The sequence below is a fragment of the Burkholderia sp. S171 genome (genome assembly GCF_009766085.1).
Lineage (GTDB): Bacteria > Pseudomonadota > Gammaproteobacteria > Burkholderiales > Burkholderiaceae > Caballeronia.
Genome location: NZ_LMUF01000061.1, coordinates 123,180 through 142,995, shown reverse-complemented (window position 1 = coordinate 142,995; position 19,816 = coordinate 123,180). Strand labels below are relative to the sequence as shown.

Annotated in this window: 16 protein-coding genes; 4 read left to right on the top strand and 12 right to left on the bottom strand. The window is 54.8% G+C overall.

From position 1 onward, the window contains the following. Positions 1-81: 81 nt before the first annotated feature. The 8 genes from GSQ93_RS33955 to tssB all read right to left on the bottom strand — a co-directional run bounded on the left by GSQ93_RS33955 (position 82) and on the right by tssB (position 10,043). Positions 82-573: a hypothetical protein gene (locus tag GSQ93_RS33955; protein WP_158940299.1), complete on the bottom strand. Its 492-nt coding sequence runs from the start codon at positions 571-573 to the stop codon at positions 82-84. A gap of 138 nt (positions 574-711) precedes the next feature. Continuing rightward, complete coding sequence (locus GSQ93_RS33950; protein ID WP_158940298.1) at positions 712-1,278, bottom strand: hypothetical protein; 567 nt, start codon at positions 1,276-1,278, stop codon at positions 712-714. A gap of 214 nt (positions 1,279-1,492) precedes the next feature. Beyond that, positions 1,493-1,651, bottom strand: a complete 159-nt coding sequence (locus GSQ93_RS33945; protein WP_158940297.1) for a hypothetical protein — start codon at positions 1,649-1,651, stop codon at positions 1,493-1,495. A 456-nt stretch (positions 1,652-2,107) separates the two neighbouring features. Beyond that, entirely contained in the window at positions 2,108-2,758 is a 651-nt protein-coding gene (locus GSQ93_RS33940) for a tetratricopeptide repeat protein (RefSeq protein ID WP_158940296.1), read from the bottom strand. 232 nt (positions 2,759-2,990) lie between these two features. Further along, complete coding sequence (locus GSQ93_RS33935) at positions 2,991-5,585, bottom strand: chitinase (protein WP_158940295.1); 2,595 nt, start codon at positions 5,583-5,585, stop codon at positions 2,991-2,993. Positions 5,586-5,595: 10 nt separating this feature from the next. Further along, positions 5,596-7,923, bottom strand: a complete 2,328-nt coding sequence (locus GSQ93_RS33930) for a type VI secretion system Vgr family protein (protein ID WP_254074207.1) — start codon at positions 7,921-7,923, stop codon at positions 5,596-5,598. Between the two features lie 72 nt (positions 7,924-7,995). Next, positions 7,996-9,513, bottom strand: coding sequence for a type VI secretion system contractile sheath large subunit (gene tssC / locus GSQ93_RS33925; protein ID WP_216857715.1), 1,518 nt, complete (start codon positions 9,511-9,513; stop codon positions 7,996-7,998). A gap of 29 nt (positions 9,514-9,542) precedes the next feature. After that, on the bottom strand, positions 9,543-10,043 hold the full coding sequence (gene tssB / locus GSQ93_RS33920; RefSeq protein ID WP_158940293.1) for a type VI secretion system contractile sheath small subunit: 501 nt from the start codon (positions 10,041-10,043) through the stop codon (positions 9,543-9,545). Positions 10,044-10,468: 425 nt separating this feature from the next. On the opposite strand from tssB, the gene tssK reads away from it, so the two are divergent. From tssK to tssE, 3 genes are read left to right on the top strand one after another with little or no spacing between them, the layout of a single operon-like run. Next, a complete protein-coding gene (tssK, locus tag GSQ93_RS33915; RefSeq protein WP_158940292.1) occupies positions 10,469-11,818 on the top strand; it encodes a type VI secretion system baseplate subunit TssK in 1,350 nt (449 codons plus the stop codon). A 35-nt stretch (positions 11,819-11,853) separates the two neighbouring features. Then, on the top strand, positions 11,854-12,492 hold the full coding sequence (locus GSQ93_RS33910; protein WP_158940291.1) for a DotU family type IV/VI secretion system protein: 639 nt from the start codon (positions 11,854-11,856) through the stop codon (positions 12,490-12,492). Next, positions 12,489-12,920 carry a type VI secretion system baseplate subunit TssE gene (gene tssE / locus GSQ93_RS33905; protein WP_158940290.1) on the top strand — a complete coding sequence of 144 codons (432 nt, stop codon included), beginning with the start codon at positions 12,489-12,491 and terminating at the stop codon, positions 12,918-12,920. The genes GSQ93_RS33910 and tssE overlap by 4 nt, the downstream gene beginning before the upstream one ends. A gap of 78 nt (positions 12,921-12,998) precedes the next feature. Here the strand turns inward: tssE and GSQ93_RS33900 are convergent, their stop codons facing one another. After that, positions 12,999-14,072, bottom strand: coding sequence for an AI-2E family transporter (locus tag GSQ93_RS33900; protein ID WP_158940289.1), 1,074 nt, complete (start codon positions 14,070-14,072; stop codon positions 12,999-13,001). 249 nt (positions 14,073-14,321) lie between these two features. Here GSQ93_RS33900 and GSQ93_RS33895 point away from each other — a divergent pair, with 249 nt between their 5' ends. Continuing rightward, positions 14,322-14,828, top strand: a complete 507-nt coding sequence (locus GSQ93_RS33895) for an OmpA family protein (protein WP_158940379.1) — start codon at positions 14,322-14,324, stop codon at positions 14,826-14,828. A gap of 9 nt (positions 14,829-14,837) precedes the next feature. On the opposite strand, the gene GSQ93_RS33890 is transcribed toward GSQ93_RS33895, so the two are convergent. Genes GSQ93_RS33890 through GSQ93_RS33880 form a run of 3 tightly spaced genes read right to left on the bottom strand, consistent with a single transcriptional unit; the run spans position 14,838 to position 19,687 of the window. After that, positions 14,838-16,859, bottom strand: coding sequence for an acetyl/propionyl/methylcrotonyl-CoA carboxylase subunit alpha (locus GSQ93_RS33890; protein WP_158940288.1), 2,022 nt, complete (start codon positions 16,857-16,859; stop codon positions 14,838-14,840). Positions 16,860-16,881: 22 nt separating this feature from the next. Further along, positions 16,882-18,489 (bottom strand): carboxyl transferase domain-containing protein, encoded by a 1,608-nt coding sequence (locus tag GSQ93_RS33885; RefSeq protein WP_158940287.1) that lies wholly within the window; start codon positions 18,487-18,489, stop codon positions 16,882-16,884. A 16-nt stretch (positions 18,490-18,505) separates the two neighbouring features. After that, complete coding sequence (locus GSQ93_RS33880; RefSeq protein WP_158940286.1) at positions 18,506-19,687, bottom strand: isovaleryl-CoA dehydrogenase; 1,182 nt, start codon at positions 19,685-19,687, stop codon at positions 18,506-18,508. Between the last annotated feature and the right edge of the window lie 129 nt (positions 19,688-19,816).

The window sequence follows — 19,816 nt, the reverse complement described above, 5'->3', positions numbered from 1 at the left end:
ACCAATACCAATACTCCGAGCATTTCGTACCGAACGGCCATAGTCTCGCCTATAGTTTTTGCCATTTATATCGGAAACTAATTAATTTCTTTGCAAAATTGCATTTAACGGAGCATAGGACTCACCGCCTTGAGGAACTTGCACAACATGCCAGATCAGTTGACCATTCCTTCGGGCAATGGTCGCTTTTCCAGTTGTTGCACCAAAAAATGACGAAAACGTCAGACTCGCGACGCTCAAACCATCATTAACAACCCCCGTGATATTAGGGTTATTTGCAGGATCGCAATCAATTTTATTACCATTTTTTGCAATTGCGCAATATTGCCCGGTTATTCTTGAACCTGTTTGCCGCAACGACATGGAGAATGTTCCAGAAGCCACATTGGATTTTTCCCACTCTCCATCAAAAATTTTGGCGTTCGCGCCTTTGACTGCGGTTCCTTTAGATTTTAGATTTTTTTCGACCACCATCATTTGCAATGGTTTTTTATGGGCTTCCAGAACAGATGTCCCATAATCGCGCGCAGAGTCATTCGGCAGAATTATTTCCCGAGCGAAACTATAGTTCATCTGGAGCATTTCGCACAACACTACCGCGATCAAAAGTACTAATGCTTTTAGTCTCAATTTTTATGTCTCAACTTATTAAAATTTTCACATATGGTCGGAATTCTTAAGATATTCTCTTTAAGAGTTCTGTAGCTCATACTAATAACCAATTTTATTCAATCTCGATCGTATGCTTTTAGCATCTTTATATCGATACAAAATCTTTTTTCCATTTAGAATTCCATCCCAACCTTCACCAAATCTCTTGTCTATGTCGTTACGACCCACAAATGGCTTTTTTACATTGTTTTTTCTGTAATCGTAAACATATACTCTGTAGTAATCGCCTTGAAAATCTGATGCTTGTGAGCTTGTCGCCCATCTCACAAGAATAACTGCCCTTTGATGCTTCCAAAAAAGCACTGTTAAAATCTCAGGACTGCTTCCTTCAATCTCGTATCGATCGATTGCTATCTGCTGACTTCCAACACACATCCAGGAAGCTTGAATATTAAAAATATTAGAGCTCAATGGATCGCTATCAGAGTATTTGAAGTCTTTTTGAAAGAAAATTGAACACCCTTTGCGAAGATCGTTGGCCGAGATAGTCGGCGACGTAACATAACCAACTTGCGCTAACGAGGGGACCGAAACTAAGGTGCAAACTAATAATAAGGTAGACGCAGCTCTTACCGTCCAAGCCGTTGATCGAGTGTTGCTTCTCATTTTTTCTTGCATAATTGACTGTACATATTCACGACACGAAAGGTTGATCTGACAGCATTCTTCCAGACAATATCCATGGCTTCTTCACCGATGCGCGATATCAACGCTTAAGAACTCGCGAGAGTGCCCGGCCGTGAGTTTCGCAGTTAACTGCGACTCGCTCAATTCAATTTCACGTCATATAAGCCGGCGTAGTGTGAGCGGCTTGGCATCGTCACTGCGTTTGTATGGCGTTGAAATCCTCCTGTCGCATCGCCTCGTAGGCTTCGGCGCTGATAGAAGCATTGTTTTCACAACTTAAATTGGCGATTTTCTTTCCCTTTTTGTAAACAACGATGCCGACCGAGGCTTCAGGACCATTATCAGTTTTCACCGATTTATCGTATAAGAGGTAAGTGACTCTGCCGTTTGAAAATCTGATATGCGATTCGTATCCCCCAGCATATTGAGCATTGCTTAGCAGAAATACAGCCCCTGTTCCAAAACGGTTTTCGTCTAGCACCAGCTTTAATTCCCCTGGAGTTCCCTTCCGATAGGCCAATAGGCTATTGGTGCGGGAAATACAAAGAGATGCAAGAGCCCCCTTTCAGACCGCAATTAAAAATTATGTTTTCCCCGTCTAAACACATGCTGGGGGACGCATTGGCATTTGCGGCGAGAAAACCGACAAACGGCAAAAAACCAACGGCTCTCAATTTTCACTTACGCTCCAGCAACAGTGGCATCGGCTTAATTACGTTCGCAAACAATTCAGAAAAGTGGTCGAAAAAATAAAATTATCTTAGTCCACGGATTGAGGCGCGAGTAATATAGAAATTGTTTGCCTCGTTTAGTGGTTGGGTTTGAGTCGAGCGTAGACTTGCGACGGAATACGGGCGCTCTTCCCCAATTGCTTCATTTGAGCAACATACAACGTGTACATACCTTGAGCCCGTTGAATTAGCTGGCTGTCCCAATATGCATCTGCGAGGTTTAACTTGGCAACTACCCTGTCAGGAAACCCTCGAACCAAGGTTTCAAGCAGTTGAATAGAATCATCTGAGCGCCCGCTTTCTAGAAGATGATATGCAAAATCGTTTGCTGCTGCTACATTATCGACCGTAACATTCTCTGAAATTTCTATCGAATCGTAAAAAGGGACACTTGCGAAATAAGCGGTAAGTAATTTTTTGTTATTCTTTATCTGATTGAGAAAGGCGAATTTTCGTCTTATTTCATCCGAAATCGCTTTCTGGGGAGGGTAAGAATACGGGCCGTCGTTGCCTATCCGCGGACATCCAAGAACCCGGTTGACCTGTCGAGACCCTGCGGCGTCATTTGAATCTAAATCCGCCTTTTCTCCTGTTATCTCTCGAATCAGACACCAATCTGCATTTTCGCGACTCCACTCATAGATATGTGTGAAAATCTGTCCTCCTTGGCTGGAGCAAGAGCCATCGATCGCAATCTGAGGGGTATTGACCACTTGATACAATGCCATTGAACTGCATTCGTCAAAAGCCTTTTGCTCGTAGTGAATTTTTTTCCTGTTGTCGAATAGTAATCGATCTCCATTCCCGAACGATCGACCGCGTATTCAAATTTATTTAACTTTCCGTTTCCTTCAAAATCACCGCTTACGGCCATATCTATGGCTTTGGCGTTAACTCCGGATGTTGCAGCGAAAATTATCGCCAAAACTAAATAAATTTTTGCGTGTTTAGGCATATTAATCATCCACTGGTAATATTTAGCTGCTTAGTACGAGTAAGCGCATATTCGCGTACGTCGGTATTTTTACCAATTCCGTACCAACCGGTGTCTTTAGAGCCGCCTTTGGACCCAGTCGAGAGCCTTTTCTGATCATCCAGTTCAATGTAACGCGAATATCCGGCAAGCGATTCAGCCTTATCCTTCGTCTTACCGATTTTCTGAAGCCCAGGGTCGCTCCATAATCCCCAAGCAAATGACGCCCGCTTCTCGTTGAAAGCCCTACTCTCCTCAAATTTGTAAATTCCATGTCGATTTAGTTTCAAGCATGATTTTGCGTCGAAAACTCCGATCGCGCGATTTAAATACCGCAGGCGGTCATCATAATTATTGAATCCGCCGTTTACTATTCGTGTGATCCAGATAAAATCGTCATCGATACTTGCGCCTAGTAGATTACTGTTTATACAGAAAAACCATGCTGCGGAAAGCACCGCATGCGGGGACACTTCGAGTTTCGCCATTGCAACAACGTTGGAAGTAAAATCTTCGCCCGAATATGTTTGATAGGCACGATAATCTGTTTCGTGCGTGAGCTGGATAAGCCCGCGACCTCTCCATGGGTCATACTCTTTTTTTGCGCCAAGTTCACGCGTAAATTGCATCTCCCCACTTTCATGAAGCAGTTGGGCGAGAAAATGGGCTCTTGCGACGCAGCTGCTAATTTTATAGTCGTTAAACGCTCCGATTAAAGCATCGACGTACCTGTTGATCAATTGCTCGGACGCGCTTGTTGCAATTCTGTGCAACTGGTCTGCAGTTAAATCGCTGACGCAAATGCATGAGCGCGAAACGAAGTTACCCAACAACCCAATCGGATGGATGTGAAAGACCTCCGGTGACGACGGAAACCCTTCAATCTCCCCCGCCGCCGCATCGCTCCACCACACGAGCTTAGCGATCCGTTTCTTCTCCTCATCCAGCGACGGATCGTGTGCGGTCCGCTCTTCGACCTGCGCAAATAGAGAATCCCACTTCGCCGGATTAGCCCACTCGCTCTCATGGCGCACGATTAATCGCGACAAGATCAACTGGCGCCACTTATCCTTCGACGCTTTACGCAATTCGTCCGCAGCTTGCGCCCCTGACCCCGTCGGATACGCCGCCCGATATATCTCGTTCGCGGCGGGACTTAACTTGGCCAATGCAGCAACGTCGGGTACCGGAGCGTCCAGCTTGTAGTCGATCCAACCTTGCGCACTAGCGAACATCGTATGCGTAGGATCGTGAGCCTCTTCGAGCGTCTTGAAGTCGACCCACTGATGTGGCGCTTCCAGCGTCACCCTTCCTCCCGCATGATTTGTTTCCCGCACCCAACCTTCAATGGAAGCGTGACGCACGTCCGCGCTGTCGATCATCCACCAGTGCGCTTTCAGTCCATCGCTTCCGGCTACGGTTTCCTGGGCCTGATCCTCCTTCTTGCCTGCGGCCAGAACCGATACCGGATAGATTTGCACTACACCCGTCTCCGGCGCACTCACGCCCTCCTGGCCCATTTTCTTGTAAAGCTTCACCTGCTTGTCGACGCGAACAATCGTGTGATCTTCATCTTTCGCATGCTGATCTACATACGTTCTACTCTGCTTTATATACGACTCCACCTCCTCATCGCATAGCACCTCGATGTGTACCATCCGGTTTCCCGCGGTCGGCGGACTCAACAGGTCATACTGGCCGAGGTGGCCGATAAGGTCACCAGCATTAATAGGAAACGGTTTGGGCAAGACGACCACGCGGTCTAGCTGCGTGTCCGACAAAACCTGCTTAACAACCGGCTTGCCGTGTTCCTCGCCTAGAAAAATCCATCCGGTCTTCGCATCGTCGGCGGCATATGCCCCGGCCTGCGGGGGATACATATCGCCGTCCGATTCGATCTCGACAATTTTTCCCCACAGATCTTTCTCTTTTTTTTCACCGATCCTAAGCCGCGCTCCTTGCGGCAGAATTGCAAGAATCTGTCCACGCCGCGGTGCCGCACGAACTCGCAAACCGACTTGTTCTTCAGGTGCAGCTATGCCGGTATTTGCGTTAGCTTCTGGCCGATCCATAGCCGAATCTAAGATTTCGTACGCCAAGTCCCAATACGCAGGCTTTTTCAGCGTGCTGTCCTTCTCATACTCTTCAACACTTTGCAGATGCATATACAAACTGAAGAACGTCAGCTTTTGCCCGCGTGGGTATTCCATGCTGTGCCTAACTAGCGTGAACCCTGTGCTATACGGTGCTTTGACGGTCGGCGAACCCTCTTGCGCCGGCAGTTCGCTGACTGGATAGACGCTATCGACCCGGTACGCCACCACATCGCCTTTAGCGATACAACGAACCCCATATTTCAGATCTAGCTGTTTTCCTGCGCCGGCTGCCGACACATGGATACCACCGTGCCACATGCCGGAATCGCTTATGGGGAAAAAGCCAGTGCTCTCGTCTGCCAAGAGCTTATGGAACTCATGTTCGTCAGTGAACTCCTTCTCGCCAGGCTTCCTGAACGGATAAGAGAAAGGCAGTTCGGTCAGCGGACTGTCTTTTTTGGGAGGCGATTTTGCAGCGTTTGTCATAAGGGTGCCTTTAGATAGAAAAACCAGATTTCATACGGTCCTTTATGACCTGTACGGGTACGCCGTCCCAACTGGGAAACGTAAAACTCCCGCCCCCTGGCCCATCCACATTCAGCCCACCCTTAACGTCGACTTCGCTCGTACTCACCAACTCGATCTTCCCGTTCGCCACCTTGAGATAAGCCCCGGATCCATCGCCCAACGTGATGCCCTTCGACGCAGTGATCTTGACCTCACCATTCGACGAACTGATCAAAAGGTCCTTCAACGACTGGAGTTCCATTTCGTCGCCCTGCGCCTGAATCTGGATCTTCCCCTTCGCTGCAAAGATCTTGATACCGAGTCTGGCTGCGAATAGCGAGATCGCATCGCCAGCCGCGGCCGTGATGCGTTTGAGGACACCTATATCGAGACCATCGCCAGCCGTCACGAAGACGTGTTTCTTCGCCGACATCTGCACATGTTGACCGCTCGCAAGCGCAATACCCTGCGGGGCGGACGCCAGTACAACCGGTGCTTGAAGTTGCGACAGCTTTTGTTCGAGCAAAACGCGCTGCGCATTGATCTCCGCAACCCAAGCCTTCGCGGCCGTCGCCGAGTCGTTCAGCGTGCTCATAATCTCCAAAGCTTGCGTGAGCGTGTCGCTGGCGTTCTGCATGTCCAATTGCTTACCAACGGCATTCGGCTGCGCCTCAGCAGAAACGAGAACCCCCATCCCTCCCCGTACAGCGACATGCTCGTCCGATCTCAGCTCACCACCCAGCCCTCGCTTCTCCCGCTGGTCATTCACCATATGACCCAGGTTCAACTGACTCGCCTGAAACGGTGTTGTCAGATGAACGTGTTCGGTTCCCTCGCGGTCCTCCATCCGCATTTCATTACCGCCAGCAGTACGAAGGATGTTGCGAGCGTTGTTCTCGTTATTAACGTGGTCCTGATGCTGACTGTCATGCATTGCGCCAATAATAATGGGGCGATTCGGATCCCCATCCGTAAAAATAACGGCCACCTCCGTCCCGTCGATCAACGGAAAGTGATGCCCATAATCTCTCCCCGCGTACGGCTTCGCCAACCGAACCGGCCGGCTGGTCCCACCCGGACTCCATTCATCGAGATCGAACGGCGACTTGATCCTGTACCCGCTCTGCGGCGTCATGTACGCGTACTTGTAGTTATCGGGTGACATGACCCGCGCCGGCAAAATGCCGGTAATGCGCCGCTTGGCAGCAGGATCCACCATCGACCGATAGATACGATCCGACGGAATTGCCGTGAACTCGCAGGTGTACGCCTCCTTGCGCGACGCCTTGTGCTTGACACGCGTGATCATCAATCCATGTTCAGCATTGTCGAGCTCGCGATTGGTAAAGCGGAAGACAGCGCCAGGCGTCATGCCAATCACATTACCGGTCCCTTCAAAGATAACTTGCTGGGCCAATTCGGCCTGATGGCGCAAGGTCGCTACGCGCTTGCCGGCATCGGGCGTGGTGTAATGCTCACCCCAGCGGTACTGATTGCCGACAGTAGTTTCGTCGTCGCGTGCAGTATTCACCTGCGTGAGCAGCGCTACGCCTGCAGTCCGATGGTTATAGTCATCGACCGTAATCGATTGCGCCACGCGCTTGCGGCGCTCGACCAGTGTCATGACTGAATCTGCACCTCGGCTGGCAAAACCGCCTTCCTCGCGATACGGCGCCGAGAGTTTCGGATCACGCGCGTACGCATCGAGGTCGTCGCCAAACACAATGACTTCGTGCTCGGGCGTCTGTTCGAACCGGAACCAAATTCCCTCTTCAGCAGCAATACGCTGGATGAACGCCAGCGCCGATTCGGCATACTGCGTAATGTATTCATGGGTTTCGTACTCGGCTCTAAGCTGGAACTTGAAATCAACGGCGGTATTACCGTAGTGCCGCAACACTGATTCGATAACAGCGGGCACCGTCTGGTTCTGAAACAACCGGCTTCCAATCTCGGAGCCAAGATTGGACACACGCGGTACAAGCTTCACGCTGTACCGCGTTTCATCGGCAGATGAGCTCAATTCATCGAATTCGATGACAATCCCACTGATCAGCCGCTCGGGTGGCTTCACCACGCGCGCGGCCAACGCCGCCGGCAATCCCGCGTTCGGATCTACCGGTTCAACGAGGAACTTGGCTCGTTTACCCAGAACGTCTGCAATTGGAAGTCCGGCGCGGGCGCACGTGAACTCGATCACATGCTGGTAGATCTGGCTAATTGCCTCTTCGCCCTCCAAAGACAGCACGGAGAAAGCGGCGGGTTGCTTCGAGATGCACAGGCTATAGGCTTGCGTCGGTAGAACCATGATTCCCATTAATGGGCGTCTCCAGTTGGCCAATATGTCTTTGCAAGACATCGGCTGATTATTGAGGTGTGCTGTCCACAGCTACATTGAGTCGCTTTTATCCCGCGGCATCTGCGAAACCATCGAAAGGCCGACATCCATCCCTTCCACCTGAAAGTGCGGGACGACAAATAGCCTGACGCGAAAGAAACCTGGGTTGTCCTCAATGTCTTCTACCGTTACTTCCGCTTGACGCAGCGGATGCGCGGCCTGGAGGTCATCGGTGGGATCAGTCATCTCGGTGACAAGCGTCTTGATCCAGTTATTGAGCTCGACTTCGAGCAGACGTCTGTCCTTGGTCGTACCAATGTTTTCGCGCTGAATCAATTTCAGGTGATGCGCAATGCGTGACAGCAGGAACAGGTAGGGCAGGCGCGCGTTGATCCTGCTGTTGCCCGTGGCTTCCGGAGTGGCATAAAGCGCAGGCTTCTGTGCGGAATTTGCGGAGAAGAAACAAGCGAAGTCAAGGTTCTCAAAGAACGACAGCGGAATGAAACCCAGATTCGCGAACTCGAATTCCCGCGTTTCAGGGATCAACACCTCTGCTGAAATCTTGTTTTGAAATCCAATGCCCAGTTCATACTGATGCACGGGCAAGCCGGCAACCTTCCCGCCTGCTTGCGGTCCCCGGATCTGAACGCACCAACCGTTGCGGACAAAGCTATGCACCATGTTCGCCGCGAAAGCGAACGATGCGCTGACCCAAAGGAAGCGATCTGGATCTGTACCCTTGACGGTTTCCCGATAGTTCAGGTCTCGCACGGGCGTGTTAGCTGGACCATACGGCTGCCGACCGAGAACGCGCGGCATCGTAAGACCGATGTAGCGGGCATCTTCAGTGCGGCGAAAAGCCATCCACTTGAGATAGTCCGCACGATCGAAGTAGTCGCCAATATCCTGGATCGCTACAACGTCCTCCATCGACTTCTTGCCGAAAAATGCCGGACCCACGGCACCGATAAACGGCATGTGCGCAGCAGCCGCCACCTTCGAAATATTGCGCAGCAGCGCAATATCCTTTGCCGAATTCACGAACTCGAAGGCGGAGATGATCGCGCTGATCGGGTGGCCGCCGGGCGTGTCATATTCCTGGATGTACGCGTGGTGGTACAACCCACTCTGGATCACTTCCGGCGTATCGTCGAAGTCTTGCTGCAAAGTCTCCTTTGCGCAGTCAAGCACTTCGATCTTCACGTTTTTACGGAAATCAGTGTGGTCGACCAGAAACTTCAACCCGCGCCACGCTGACTCGATCGCCTGAAACTGCGTTGAGTGCATCACGGTATCGAGGCATTGATTGACGCGCCGATCAAGTGCATCAATATGAAAATCCAGCAGCGATTTATCGAGACTTCCGACCGGGCGGCCAGAGTCGGCCACCATCGCCATGAGCACGCCAAGCGCTCGGGACAAGCGTTCGTCGACTGGCACGGCGGATAACGCATCGTTATCCTGAAACCCTTCTAGTGGCCGCACTTTGTACGCCGGAGTCAGGTCGATTTTTTCAAACAGATTGGCTAAAACGCTGAGGCTGTTGTGTGCAGATGGCGAAGGTTGCACAGCGCCTACTTGTGGATCATCAGTGCGCGTCACGCTAACTCCGCAGTGCCGAGGCGCCCGAGCTCGGCGATCAGGCTTTCGGAAAGCGACTCACTTTTGACGATTCGCTCCAGTTCGATCTGAAACGCGCTGTTATCAAGCAGGTTCGATTTAAGATCGCGTAGCAGATTGCGCATGGCTATGAGCCTCTGCAATTGCGGAATCTGAGCTGCGACATTTTCCGGTTCGAAGTCCTTCATCGACTTGAAGCCCAGCGCTACGCGCGAGCCCGGGTTTTCGCCGTCCAGCGCGTTCTCCAGATCGACGTCAATCTTCGGGTTCAGCTCAGCGAGAACCGCATCAAAATTACTTTTATGGACGTCGATCCTTTTCCGCTGGGCAAGTGCGTCACTCGCCTGTCCGGCGCTGTAGTCACCCATGACGAGGAGCTTGAGAGGCAGTTCAACTCGCTGCAGCGCGCCGCCAGTGTGCAAGTCCACGGAGATGGAAATTCGGGCCTTGGGAATTTCCCGTTCAAAGTTATCGGACATGACTTCGTGGCCCTGTATTGATGACTGTGCAGCCCGCGTATAACGCTAACCACGAAGTACGAAAAAGGAGAACGCGAACACGGCTGACGATGTGACGAAGCCTTCGACTGGAATAAGTCGAAAATAAAATTCAAATTGGCTCATGCATACCTTTTGATTAAAACAGCACGAACGAACGTTCGTCAACCGGTTAGGTATCCGATTCGATCTAAATGACGAAGCTATGTTTGCAAAATCAAACTCAGCAAAGAGATGTGTTAAATTTCAACACCAACCGATTGACGCCACGTTTAACCGCCCCGCCCTAACACCTGAAATACGGTTTCAACTTAATCCGTCATGTCCGCTATCTCTTAAATAGACGACACCGCATGGTTCGTGTTTAGATTGCTTCCCCCAATAAGCCAACAATAAATTAAATCGCGATGCGGACTTTCAAACCGCTCTGGCATGAAGGTCTGATACTCACGCCGCAGCATTTTCAACAGCAAGAACAGTGGCTCAATTTTTCTCACCGGCAGTTTGACTCCCTGGTCGTCGCTGAGCCTTGGGGCGTTATCGACGTGGAAATCGATGAGGAAATGCTCGACGCCGGTCGACTGTCTCTTACGCGGCTTAAGTTGCGGTTGCCCGATGGAACCCTGATTGATACGTCGGTCACTGACGTGTTGCCACGTCCACGGGATCTCGGGCGTGACGTGGCGGCTGATATGCAAAGCCTGATCGTGGTCGCGGCGCTCCCGTTGCTCAACGCGGACGGCAGCAACTGCAGGTTCGACAACGAGACGCTTTCGCGCCCACGCCGATATTTCCGAGAATTCATCGAAGTACCGGATCTGAACGGGACGGGAGTGGAAGAGCTTTCGGTGGAGCGACACGCGGTTCATCTCTTGTTCGACTTCGAACCGCACTCGGACGATGTCGTATGCCCGGTCGCGCGGCTCACGCGCGGGGGACGAGGCCAGTTCGAGATTGATCGCGCTTACGTCCCTCCTTGTCTCACGCTTTCAGCCAATACACGCCATCAGGAACGCGTCGCGCGCCTGTCCGATATCCTGCTGGCAAAAAGTACAACGCTTGCTGTGCGGCGAAGCGAGCGCGTTGATCAAATTGCAGAATTCGGCGTCTCCGATGTATCGCTCTTCTGGCTTTTGCACTGCATTCATACGCACTGGCCCAAACTGGCATTTCTCGGCACCCATCCTAATCAACCGCCCGAGCGCCTTTACGAAATCCTGGCCGGACTGACCGGCGCATTGATGACCTTCTCGACTGGCACAGCGTTGACGTCCATTCCCATGTACGAACACGATAAGCAAGACGAAGTATTTTCAACGCTTGAATCCCTGATCCGCGATCTACTCGATGCCATCATTCCGTCCCGCGTGATTCCAATCGGCCTGGCTCGCAAGAGCGCGACTACCTGGTCGGGTCAGTTCAAAGACGATCGTCTGCTGGAGGGCGCGGACTATTACTTATCGGTGAATTCTTCCGCACCCGCATTCCAGATTGCAGAGCAAATTCCGAAATTGTGCAAGGTCGGGGCGCCAGACGACATTGAACGGATTGTCAATTCGGCGCTCGCCGGTATACCGCTGAAAGCGGTGTTGCGGGTCCCGGCCGCCATTCCGGTGCGTCTAGAAAACCAGTACTTCGCGCTCGACGCCCGCGATCCCGCGCATGCGCGGATGCTTGCCGCACGTGCATGCCATGTCTATCTTCCAACCACCTTGGCCGATGCATCGTTTGAACTTTACGCGGTGCTGACGTCGTGAACGGGGCGACCCAGCGCGATCCCGACGGGGCTTCAATGCGTGCACTGCTGCGCGACACAGCCCTCGAAGTCTCTCTGCTTTCGCAAGACACGGCCGAGCGGTCCGCCTTCGAGTTGCGGAAACGCTGCCTGCAAGTAGTCGATAATTTCGATCGGGCACTTCAAGCGGGGCGGTTTCCCGAAGACGTACGGCAAGACGCTGTCTATGCGCAATGCGGACTACTGGACGAGATGGCGTTGAGAGGTCTGTCGGAAGACGAGCGGTCGAAATGGGACGCGCAACCGCTGCAGGTCGAACGCTTCGGGAATCATGACGCCGGCGATCGGATTTACGAACGAATTGCCGTTCGCGCGCGGGAGATACCCCCTAACGTGGCACTCCTGGAGTGTTATGCAACAATCCTGGGTCTCGGATTCCTCGGACGCTACGCGAACGACGGTGAACTCCGGCGTGCTGAATTAGCGGCCTTGTTGAATGAGCGCATTCCGAGAGCGGAACCACGACGCGGTGGCCTGATTATTGACCGTGTTAGCAACACCCGCCTTGATTGGCTACGCCGGCTCTCACCCTGGACCATCGCTGGAATCGTAGGCGTTACGGCTGCCCTGATTTGGTTCGCACTCGGACAATCGCTCGACGTGCAACTGGCTAACCTGCCCCGTCTGAAGCCATGACGAGATCCGGGCCTTCCCTTTACGACATGCTGCTCGGTCATATCAACGGGGACGCACTCGATGATCACGACGACAACACGCTCGAGATCCTGAGCGTGCTGGAGAACCTCAGGCGCATCCTGAATACCCGCGCAGGAACGCTCAAACACCTGCCCAACTATGGGCTCCCTGATCTGACCACCGTCTACAGGAATCTGCCTGTGTCGGCGCATCAACTCAAAGCCCAGATGGAAGCGACGCTACTGGTCTACGAGCCACGCATCCGTTCAATAGACCTGGAATTGATGACCGCGCAGCCCGGGATGGTAGTCAGCTACGAGATGACCTGCCACCTGAAAAAGCGCGGTCTGGTGCGCTTTGGGACGCACTACGAGCCGGAGGGACGGACCGTTCTGGCATGGCTCCGGCCGACCGCCGGCGACGCTTAGATCCTGCTGCTACGGGAATTTTCATCGTGCCAGCGGCAGTGTAGATGTTGTCTCAACTCTCCCAGTCAACACACCCAGTCAATGCACCCAGTCATTCCAAAGCACGACCAAAATAGTCATCAACGCCGGCCCAATAAACAACCCCACCAATCCGAACGTTTCTGCTCCGCCCAGAATCCCGAACAGCACCAGCAAAAACGGCAACCTCGCCGCGCCGCCGATTAGCACCGGCCGCACCGCGTGCTCGGCGACGAACACCACCACAAACCCGAACACCGCGACACAGACCGCCGCCACCATCGAGCCCTGAGCAAGCAGCCACAATGCCGCGCCAATGAAGACAATCGGCGCGCAAAACGGCAACATCGCGGCGATGGCAGTCAGCATACCGAGCAACGTGGCGTGCGGCACGCCGGTCACAACATAAGCCACGCCAAGCAGCGCACCCTCGCCCAACCCCACCACGACCAGCCCAGTCACCGTGCTGCGAACCGACTCGGCCATCCGCCGCACGAGCGATGCACCATCCGAACCAAACCCGCGCCTCGACGCTTCAAGCAACTGTTCACCAAGTTTCGACCCTGCCCTGAACAGGAAAAACAGCGTAACAAGCATGAAGCCAAACACGACCAGACCGTGCGCCACACGACCGCCGAAATGCCGGGTCATGGCGACTACCGTCGCGCTATGGAAGTTCTTTACCGCCGGTGAGGACCCCAGCGGCGTAGCAAGATTTTCCTGCCACCATGTCGATATCTGCGTCGACCCCGCAGGCAGATGGTTGACGAGATCAGGCATGGGAATGCCTGTCCGCAGCGATTCGTGGAACCATCGGATCAGGTCGCGGGCCTCGTTGCCGGCCTGCGCCGCGACCAGGATAAACGGCACCACGAACACCAGCCCGATCACGACCGTCATTCCCACCGCAAGCCAGGTTCGGTGCTCCCTGAACATCGGCCGCTGTTCGAGCCAGGTCAGCAACGGCCATAACGCAATGGCGATGACCGTCGCCCACACCACGGCAGGAATGAAGTCGCGGATCATCCAGATCGCGATGGCGACAAGCACCGCATACAGCAACCCCGACGCGGTTCGTTGCAGACGCCGCGTGCGGTCCTTTTCGTCCGCAGAGGTTTGATCGCGTGGAATCATATAAAACGCCCTTGTTATTTCTTCTTTAAGTAAAAGTCCGCAAGCCCGCTTCAAACTCAGTCGCACCGGGACTTCCAACTGAGTGCCAACCCTGCATTGTAAGTCGGGCCGGTATCGGCCAGAATCAAGGCAAGGGCGCTTTCAACCGGCTTTCCGTGTGTTGTTCTAATTTCACACTCGGCCATTTCCGTTTCCCTATAATCGGAGCCCTCGTTCCGGCAACCGTTCAAGAGACACGCAGTGAAAGCCATTCAAACGATTGTGAACGCGTGCGCAACAACCGCGCTACTCGCCGGCTGCGCTTCCGGCCTGAATCGGTCGAAGGAAGACGCGCTCAACCAGAAGGTCGGCATTGTCGTCCATCCGGTGCGTGAGGGCGTGGAACTGCGTCTTCAGGACACGGCGCTATTCGACTTCGACGAAGCCTCCATGCGCCCCGAAAGCATTGCCGTGCTCAATCGTGCAGCCGTGCTCCTCAAGCGCAGCACGCGCCCGATCATGGTCGAAGGACACACGGACAACGTCGGCGCGTTCGACTACAACCAGGCACTGTCCACGGCGCGTGCGAATGCAGTGGGCGATGCGCTAGTCGCACGCGGCGTTCCTGCTGCGCGTATCAAGACAAAAGGGATTGCATTCCTGCAACCGATCGCGACCAACGACACGCCCGAAGGGCGTGCGTTGAACCGGCGCGTGGAAATCCTCGTAAAGACGGAAACCGAAGACACCCTGCTGGGCAGTTTGAAAACGAAATAACGTGAAGTGTTATTTCGCGGGTTGCACTTGCATTACCAATAGCTGGGCGCCATCGGTCACCTGATCGCCCACGCTGAACAAAATCTCGCCCACCGTGCCGCTCGCCGGCGCAACAATGGTGTGCTCCATTTTCATGGCTTCCATCACCAGCAGCGGCGCGCCCTTCTCGACCACCGCGCCCGCCTCCACCAGCACCGCGATCACCTTGCCCGGCATCGGCGCCGTCAAGCGGCCTTCGCCATGCTCGGCATCGGCGGCATGCGCCAGCAGGTTCTGCCATTCGAACGCGAGCGATGCACCCGCGTAGAACACATGGAACACATCGCCGTCGATAAACACACGCCCCTTGATCCGCTTATCGCCGATCAGCACGACGAATGCATGCGGCTCGTCCCCATGCGACCAGTCGAACGTGAGCGTTTCGCCAAGCAATTCCAGTTGTTTGTTATCGGCGCGGCCTGACGTTGAATCGCGGGTAAAGACGGCCAGGATTTCATCGTCTGAACCGACCAGGCGCCAGTTCAACGCCTGCGTGTAGCCACCACTCATGCGCCAGTGGGACAACGCATCCCACGGCGACACACCATGCGCCTCGCCGCCTTCACGCGTGAGCAACGCGGCGCAAGCCAGCGCGAGAGCCTGCGTTTTTGGCACTGTCGATGGCGCGAACAACGTATCGTGATGACGTTCGATCAGGCCCGTATCAAGATCGCCCGCCGAGAAAGGAACGCTGACCACAATCCGATGCAGGAACTCGATATTCGTCGACGGACCCACCACTTCGCATTGTTTCAACGCCAGCGCCATGCGCAGCAGCGCATCGTCACGATCGCGGCCGTGCACAATCAGCTTGGCGATCATCGGATCGTAAAACGGGGTAATGGTATCGCCTTCGCGCACACCGCTATCAATGCGCACGTTGCCGTTCAACTGGAACTCGACAGCTTCAGGCAGACGCATATGCTTCAGCGTTCCCGTCGACGGCAAGAACCCACGCGATGGATTCTCCGCGTAGATACGCGCTTCGATCGCGTGGCCGTTCACCTTCAACTGATCCTGCAACAATGGCAACGGTTCGCCACTCGCCACGCGCAGTTGCCACTCGACCAGATCGAGACCCGTCACCATTTCGGTCACCGGATGTTCAACCTGCAACCGCGTGTTCATCTCCATGAAATAGAACTGGCCGTCGGCGGTCATGATGAACTCGACCGTGCCCGCGCCGACGTAATTCACCGCGCGGGCAGCCGCGACTGCGGCTTCGCCCATGGCTTTACGCACTTCGTCCGAGAGGCCGGGAGCAGGTGCTTCTTCCAGCACCTTTTGATGCCGGCGCTGAACCGAGCAATCGCGATCGAAGAGATACACGGCGTTGCCATGCTGATCTGCAAACACCTGGACTTCCACATGCCGCGGACGCTGCAAATATTTTTCGATCAGCACACGATCGTTGCCGAAACTGCTCGCGGCTTCACGCTTGCATGACAGCAGCGCCGATGCAAAATCAGCGCTTTTCTCGACCACGCGCATGCCCTTGCCGCCGCCACCCGCGCTTGCTTTCAGCAGCACGGGGTAGCCGATGCCGTCCGCTTCCTTTTGCAGCAACGCGGGGTCCTGGCTGTCGTCGTGATATCCCGGCACCAACGGCACGGACGCCGATTGCATCAACGCCTTGGCAGCGGCCTTTGATCCCATCGCGGAGATGGCCTCGACCGGCGGTCCTATGAACACCAGTCCGACCTTCTCGCAAGCCCGCGCAAAGTCCTCGTTCTCCGACAAGAATCCATAGCCCGGATGCACGGCTTGCGCACCGGTTGCCAACGCAGCGTTGATGATCTTTTCGATCCGCAGATAACTCTCGGACGCAGCCGCGCCGCCTACGTGCACGGCTTCATCGCAGACGGCAACGTGCTTCGCCTGGGCGTCGGCGTCCGAATAGACCGCCACACTGCCCACGCCTAATCGTTTGCAGGTTGCAGCCACACGGCACGCAATCTCGCCGCGATTCGCAATCAGTATTTTGTTGAACATGACGAAGCCTGGAAGAAGGAGATCACATGCGGAACACGCCGAAACGCGTGTCCTCGATAGGCGCATTCATGGAAGCCGCCAGCCCGAGCCCCAACACATCGCGGGTCTGCGCCGGGTCGATCACACCGTCGTCCCACAGACGTGCGCTTGCGTAATACGGATGCCCCTGTACTTCGTACTGCTCGCGAATCGGCGACTTGAAGGCTTCTTCCTCTTCCTTCGACCACGTACCGCCCTTACCCTCTATGCCGTCGCGGCGCACGGTCGCGAGCACGGACGCGGCCTGCTCGCCGCCCATCACGGAGATGCGCGCATTGGGCCACATCCAGAGGAAACGCGGTGAATACGCGCGGCCGCACATGCCGTAATTTCCCGCACCAAACGAGCCGCCGATAATCACCGTGAACTTCGGCACCTTGGCCGTCGCAACGGCCGTCACCATCTTTGCGCCATTACGCGCAATGCCTTCGTTTTCGTACTTTCGCCCGACCATGAAACCCGTGATGTTCTGCAGGAACACGAGCGGAATCTTGCGCTGGCAGCACAGCTCGATAAAGTGCGCACCCTTTAACGCCGACTCGGAAAAAAGGATGCCGTTGTTCGCAATGATGCCAACCGGATGGCCCCAGATATGCGCAAAACCGCATACCAGCGTCGTGCCATAACGGGCCTTGAATTCATCGAAAGCGGAGTCATCGACAATGCGCGCGATCACCTCGCGGATGTCGAATGGCTTGCGGGTGTCTGACGGAATCACACCGTACACGCTATGCGGATCATGGCGTGGCGGCAGCGGTTCTTTAAGCGCCAGCGGCAAGACCTTCACGCGATTCAGATTGCCGACAATGCTTCGTGCAATCCCCAGCGCGTGTGCATCGTTTTGCGCTAGATGATCGACCACGCCTGACAACCGCGTATGAACGTCACCGCCGCCCAGATCCTCCGCGCTCACTTCTTCGCCCGTTGCCGCTTTCACCAGCGGCGGACCGCCCAGGAAAATCGTACCCTGGTTCTTTACGATGATCGATTCGTCGCTCATCGCAGGCACGTAGGCGCCGCCGGCGGTGCACGATCCCATCACCACGGCGATCTGCGAAATGCCCTTCGCCGACATGTTCGCCTGGTTGTAAAAGATGCGGCCAAAGTGATCGCGATCGGGGAATACATCGTCCTGATTGGGCAGATTCGCGCCGCCGGAATCGACGAGATACACGCACGGCAAGCGGTTCTCTTCCGCAATCTCTTGCGCACGAAGATGCTTCTTCACCGTCACCGGATAGTACGTGCCGCCCTTCACAGTTGCGTCGTTGCAGACGATCACGCACTCCTGCCCGGCAATCCTGCCAACGCCCGTAATCACGCCGGCACCGGGGGCGTCGTCGTTGTACATGCCGTAGGCGGCCAGTTGCGACAACTCGAGAAACGGCGTGCCCGGATCAAGCAATTGCGCGATGCGGTCACGCGGCAGCAACTTGCCGCGCGACAGGTGTTTGTCGCGGGCAGCTTGTCCGCCGCCCAGCGCAATCTTCGCGACCTTCTCTTTCAGATCCGCGACAAGCGCTTCGAGCGCCGCCGCGTTCGCGCGAAATTCGTCGCTGCGTGCATTCAGTTTCGATTCGATGATCGGCATAAGTTTGTCCGCTCGCTCAAGCTGTTTCAGCGAACAGTTCGCGGCCGATCAACATGCGGCGAATTTCACTGGTGCCTGCACCGATCTCGTACAGCTTTGCATCGCGCCACAAACGGCCGACCGGATACTCGTTGATATAACCATTGCCACCCAGGATCTGGATCGCTTCGCCCGCCATCCACGTCGCTTTTTCAGCCGTATAGAGAATCACGCCCGCGCAATCCTTGCGGACCTGGCGGCCATGACCGGCGCCGAGCGTATCGAGTTGACGTCCCACCGCGTAGAGATACGCGCGGCACGCCTGCAAGGTCGTATAGAGATCGGCGACCTTGCCTTGAATCAACTGGAATTCGCCGATCGCCTGACCGAACTGCTTGCGGTCGTGAATGTACGGCACGACCGCGTCCATGCACGCGACCATGATGCCCGTCGGGCCGCCCGCCAAAACCGCGCGTTCATAGTCGAGGCCGCTCATCAGCACCTTCACGCCGCCGTTCAATTGGCCCAGGATATTTTCCTTGGGCACTTCAACGTTCTCGAACACGAGTTCGCCGGTATGCGATCCGCGCATGCCGAGCTTGTCGAGCTTCTGCGCGACGGAAAAACCCTTCATGCCCTTCTCGACGATAAACGCCGTAATGCCCTTCGCGCCAGCTTCGATATCGGTCTTCGCATAGACCACGAGCGTGTCGCAATCCGGCCCGTTGGTGATCCACATCTTCGTGCCGTTGAGCACGTAGTGGTCGCCCTTTTCATCGGCGCGCAGCTTCATGCTCACCACATCGGATCCGGCGTTCGGCTCGCTTATTGCCAGCGCGCCGATGTGCTCGCCCGAGACCAGCCCCGGCAAATATTTGCGTTTCTGCGCTTCAGTACCATTGCGATGAATCTGGTTCACGCACAAGTTGGAATGCGCGCCATACGACAAGCCCACCGACGCCGACGCCCGCGAGATCTCCTCCATCGCGACCATGTGCGCCGTGTAGCCCATGTTCGCGCCGCCGTACTCTTCCGACACCGTCATGCCGAGCACGCCCAGATCGCCGAATTTCTTCCAGAGATCCATCGGGAACTGATCGGTTTTATCGATTTCAGCGGCGCGCGGCGCAATCTCCTTCGCGGCGAAATTGGCGAGCGAGTCGCGCAACATGTCGATGTCTTCGCCCAGAAAAAAATTCAGACCAGGTACGTCGTTCATGCGGGTCTCCTTGTTCGGTGTATCGGCTTGAGGTCAGCAGCGTGGTGTTGGCAGAACCGAATGACGGACCCATATTTTGAGTCACACTCACACTCGATAATTTCCATGATGGACGGCAGTTTCGCGCCG

Excerpts from the sequence above, each read along its gene's own strand:
- GSQ93_RS33955 (WP_158940299.1), bottom strand. The coding sequence starts at position 573 with ATGAACTATAGTTTCGCTCGGGAAATAATTCTGCCGAATGACTCTGCG.
- GSQ93_RS33950 (WP_158940298.1), bottom strand. The coding sequence starts at position 1,278 with ATGAGAAGCAACACTCGATCAACGGCTTGGACGGTAAGAGCTGCGTCT.
- GSQ93_RS33940 (WP_158940296.1), bottom strand. The coding sequence starts at position 2,758 with ATGGCATTGTATCAAGTGGTCAATACCCCTCAGATTGCGATCGATGGC.
- GSQ93_RS33935 (WP_158940295.1), bottom strand. The coding sequence starts at position 5,585 with ATGACAAACGCTGCAAAATCGCCTCCCAAAAAAGACAGTCCGCTGACC.
- GSQ93_RS33930 (WP_254074207.1), bottom strand. The coding sequence starts at position 7,923 with ATGGGAATCATGGTTCTACCGACGCAAGCCTATAGCCTGTGCATCTCG.
- tssB (WP_158940293.1), bottom strand. The coding sequence starts at position 10,043 with ATGTCCGATAACTTTGAACGGGAAATTCCCAAGGCCCGAATTTCCATC.
- tssK (WP_158940292.1), top strand. The coding sequence starts at position 10,469 with ATGCGGACTTTCAAACCGCTCTGGCATGAAGGTCTGATACTCACGCCG.
- GSQ93_RS33910 (WP_158940291.1), top strand. The coding sequence starts at position 11,854 with ATGCGTGCACTGCTGCGCGACACAGCCCTCGAAGTCTCTCTGCTTTCG.
- tssE (WP_158940290.1), top strand. The coding sequence starts at position 12,489 with ATGACGAGATCCGGGCCTTCCCTTTACGACATGCTGCTCGGTCATATC.
- GSQ93_RS33900 (WP_158940289.1), bottom strand. The coding sequence starts at position 14,072 with ATGATTCCACGCGATCAAACCTCTGCGGACGAAAAGGACCGCACGCGG.
- GSQ93_RS33890 (WP_158940288.1), bottom strand. The coding sequence starts at position 16,859 with ATGTTCAACAAAATACTGATTGCGAATCGCGGCGAGATTGCGTGCCGT.
- GSQ93_RS33885 (WP_158940287.1), bottom strand. The coding sequence starts at position 18,489 with ATGCCGATCATCGAATCGAAACTGAATGCACGCAGCGACGAATTTCGC.
- GSQ93_RS33880 (WP_158940286.1), bottom strand. The coding sequence starts at position 19,687 with ATGAACGACGTACCTGGTCTGAATTTTTTTCTGGGCGAAGACATCGAC.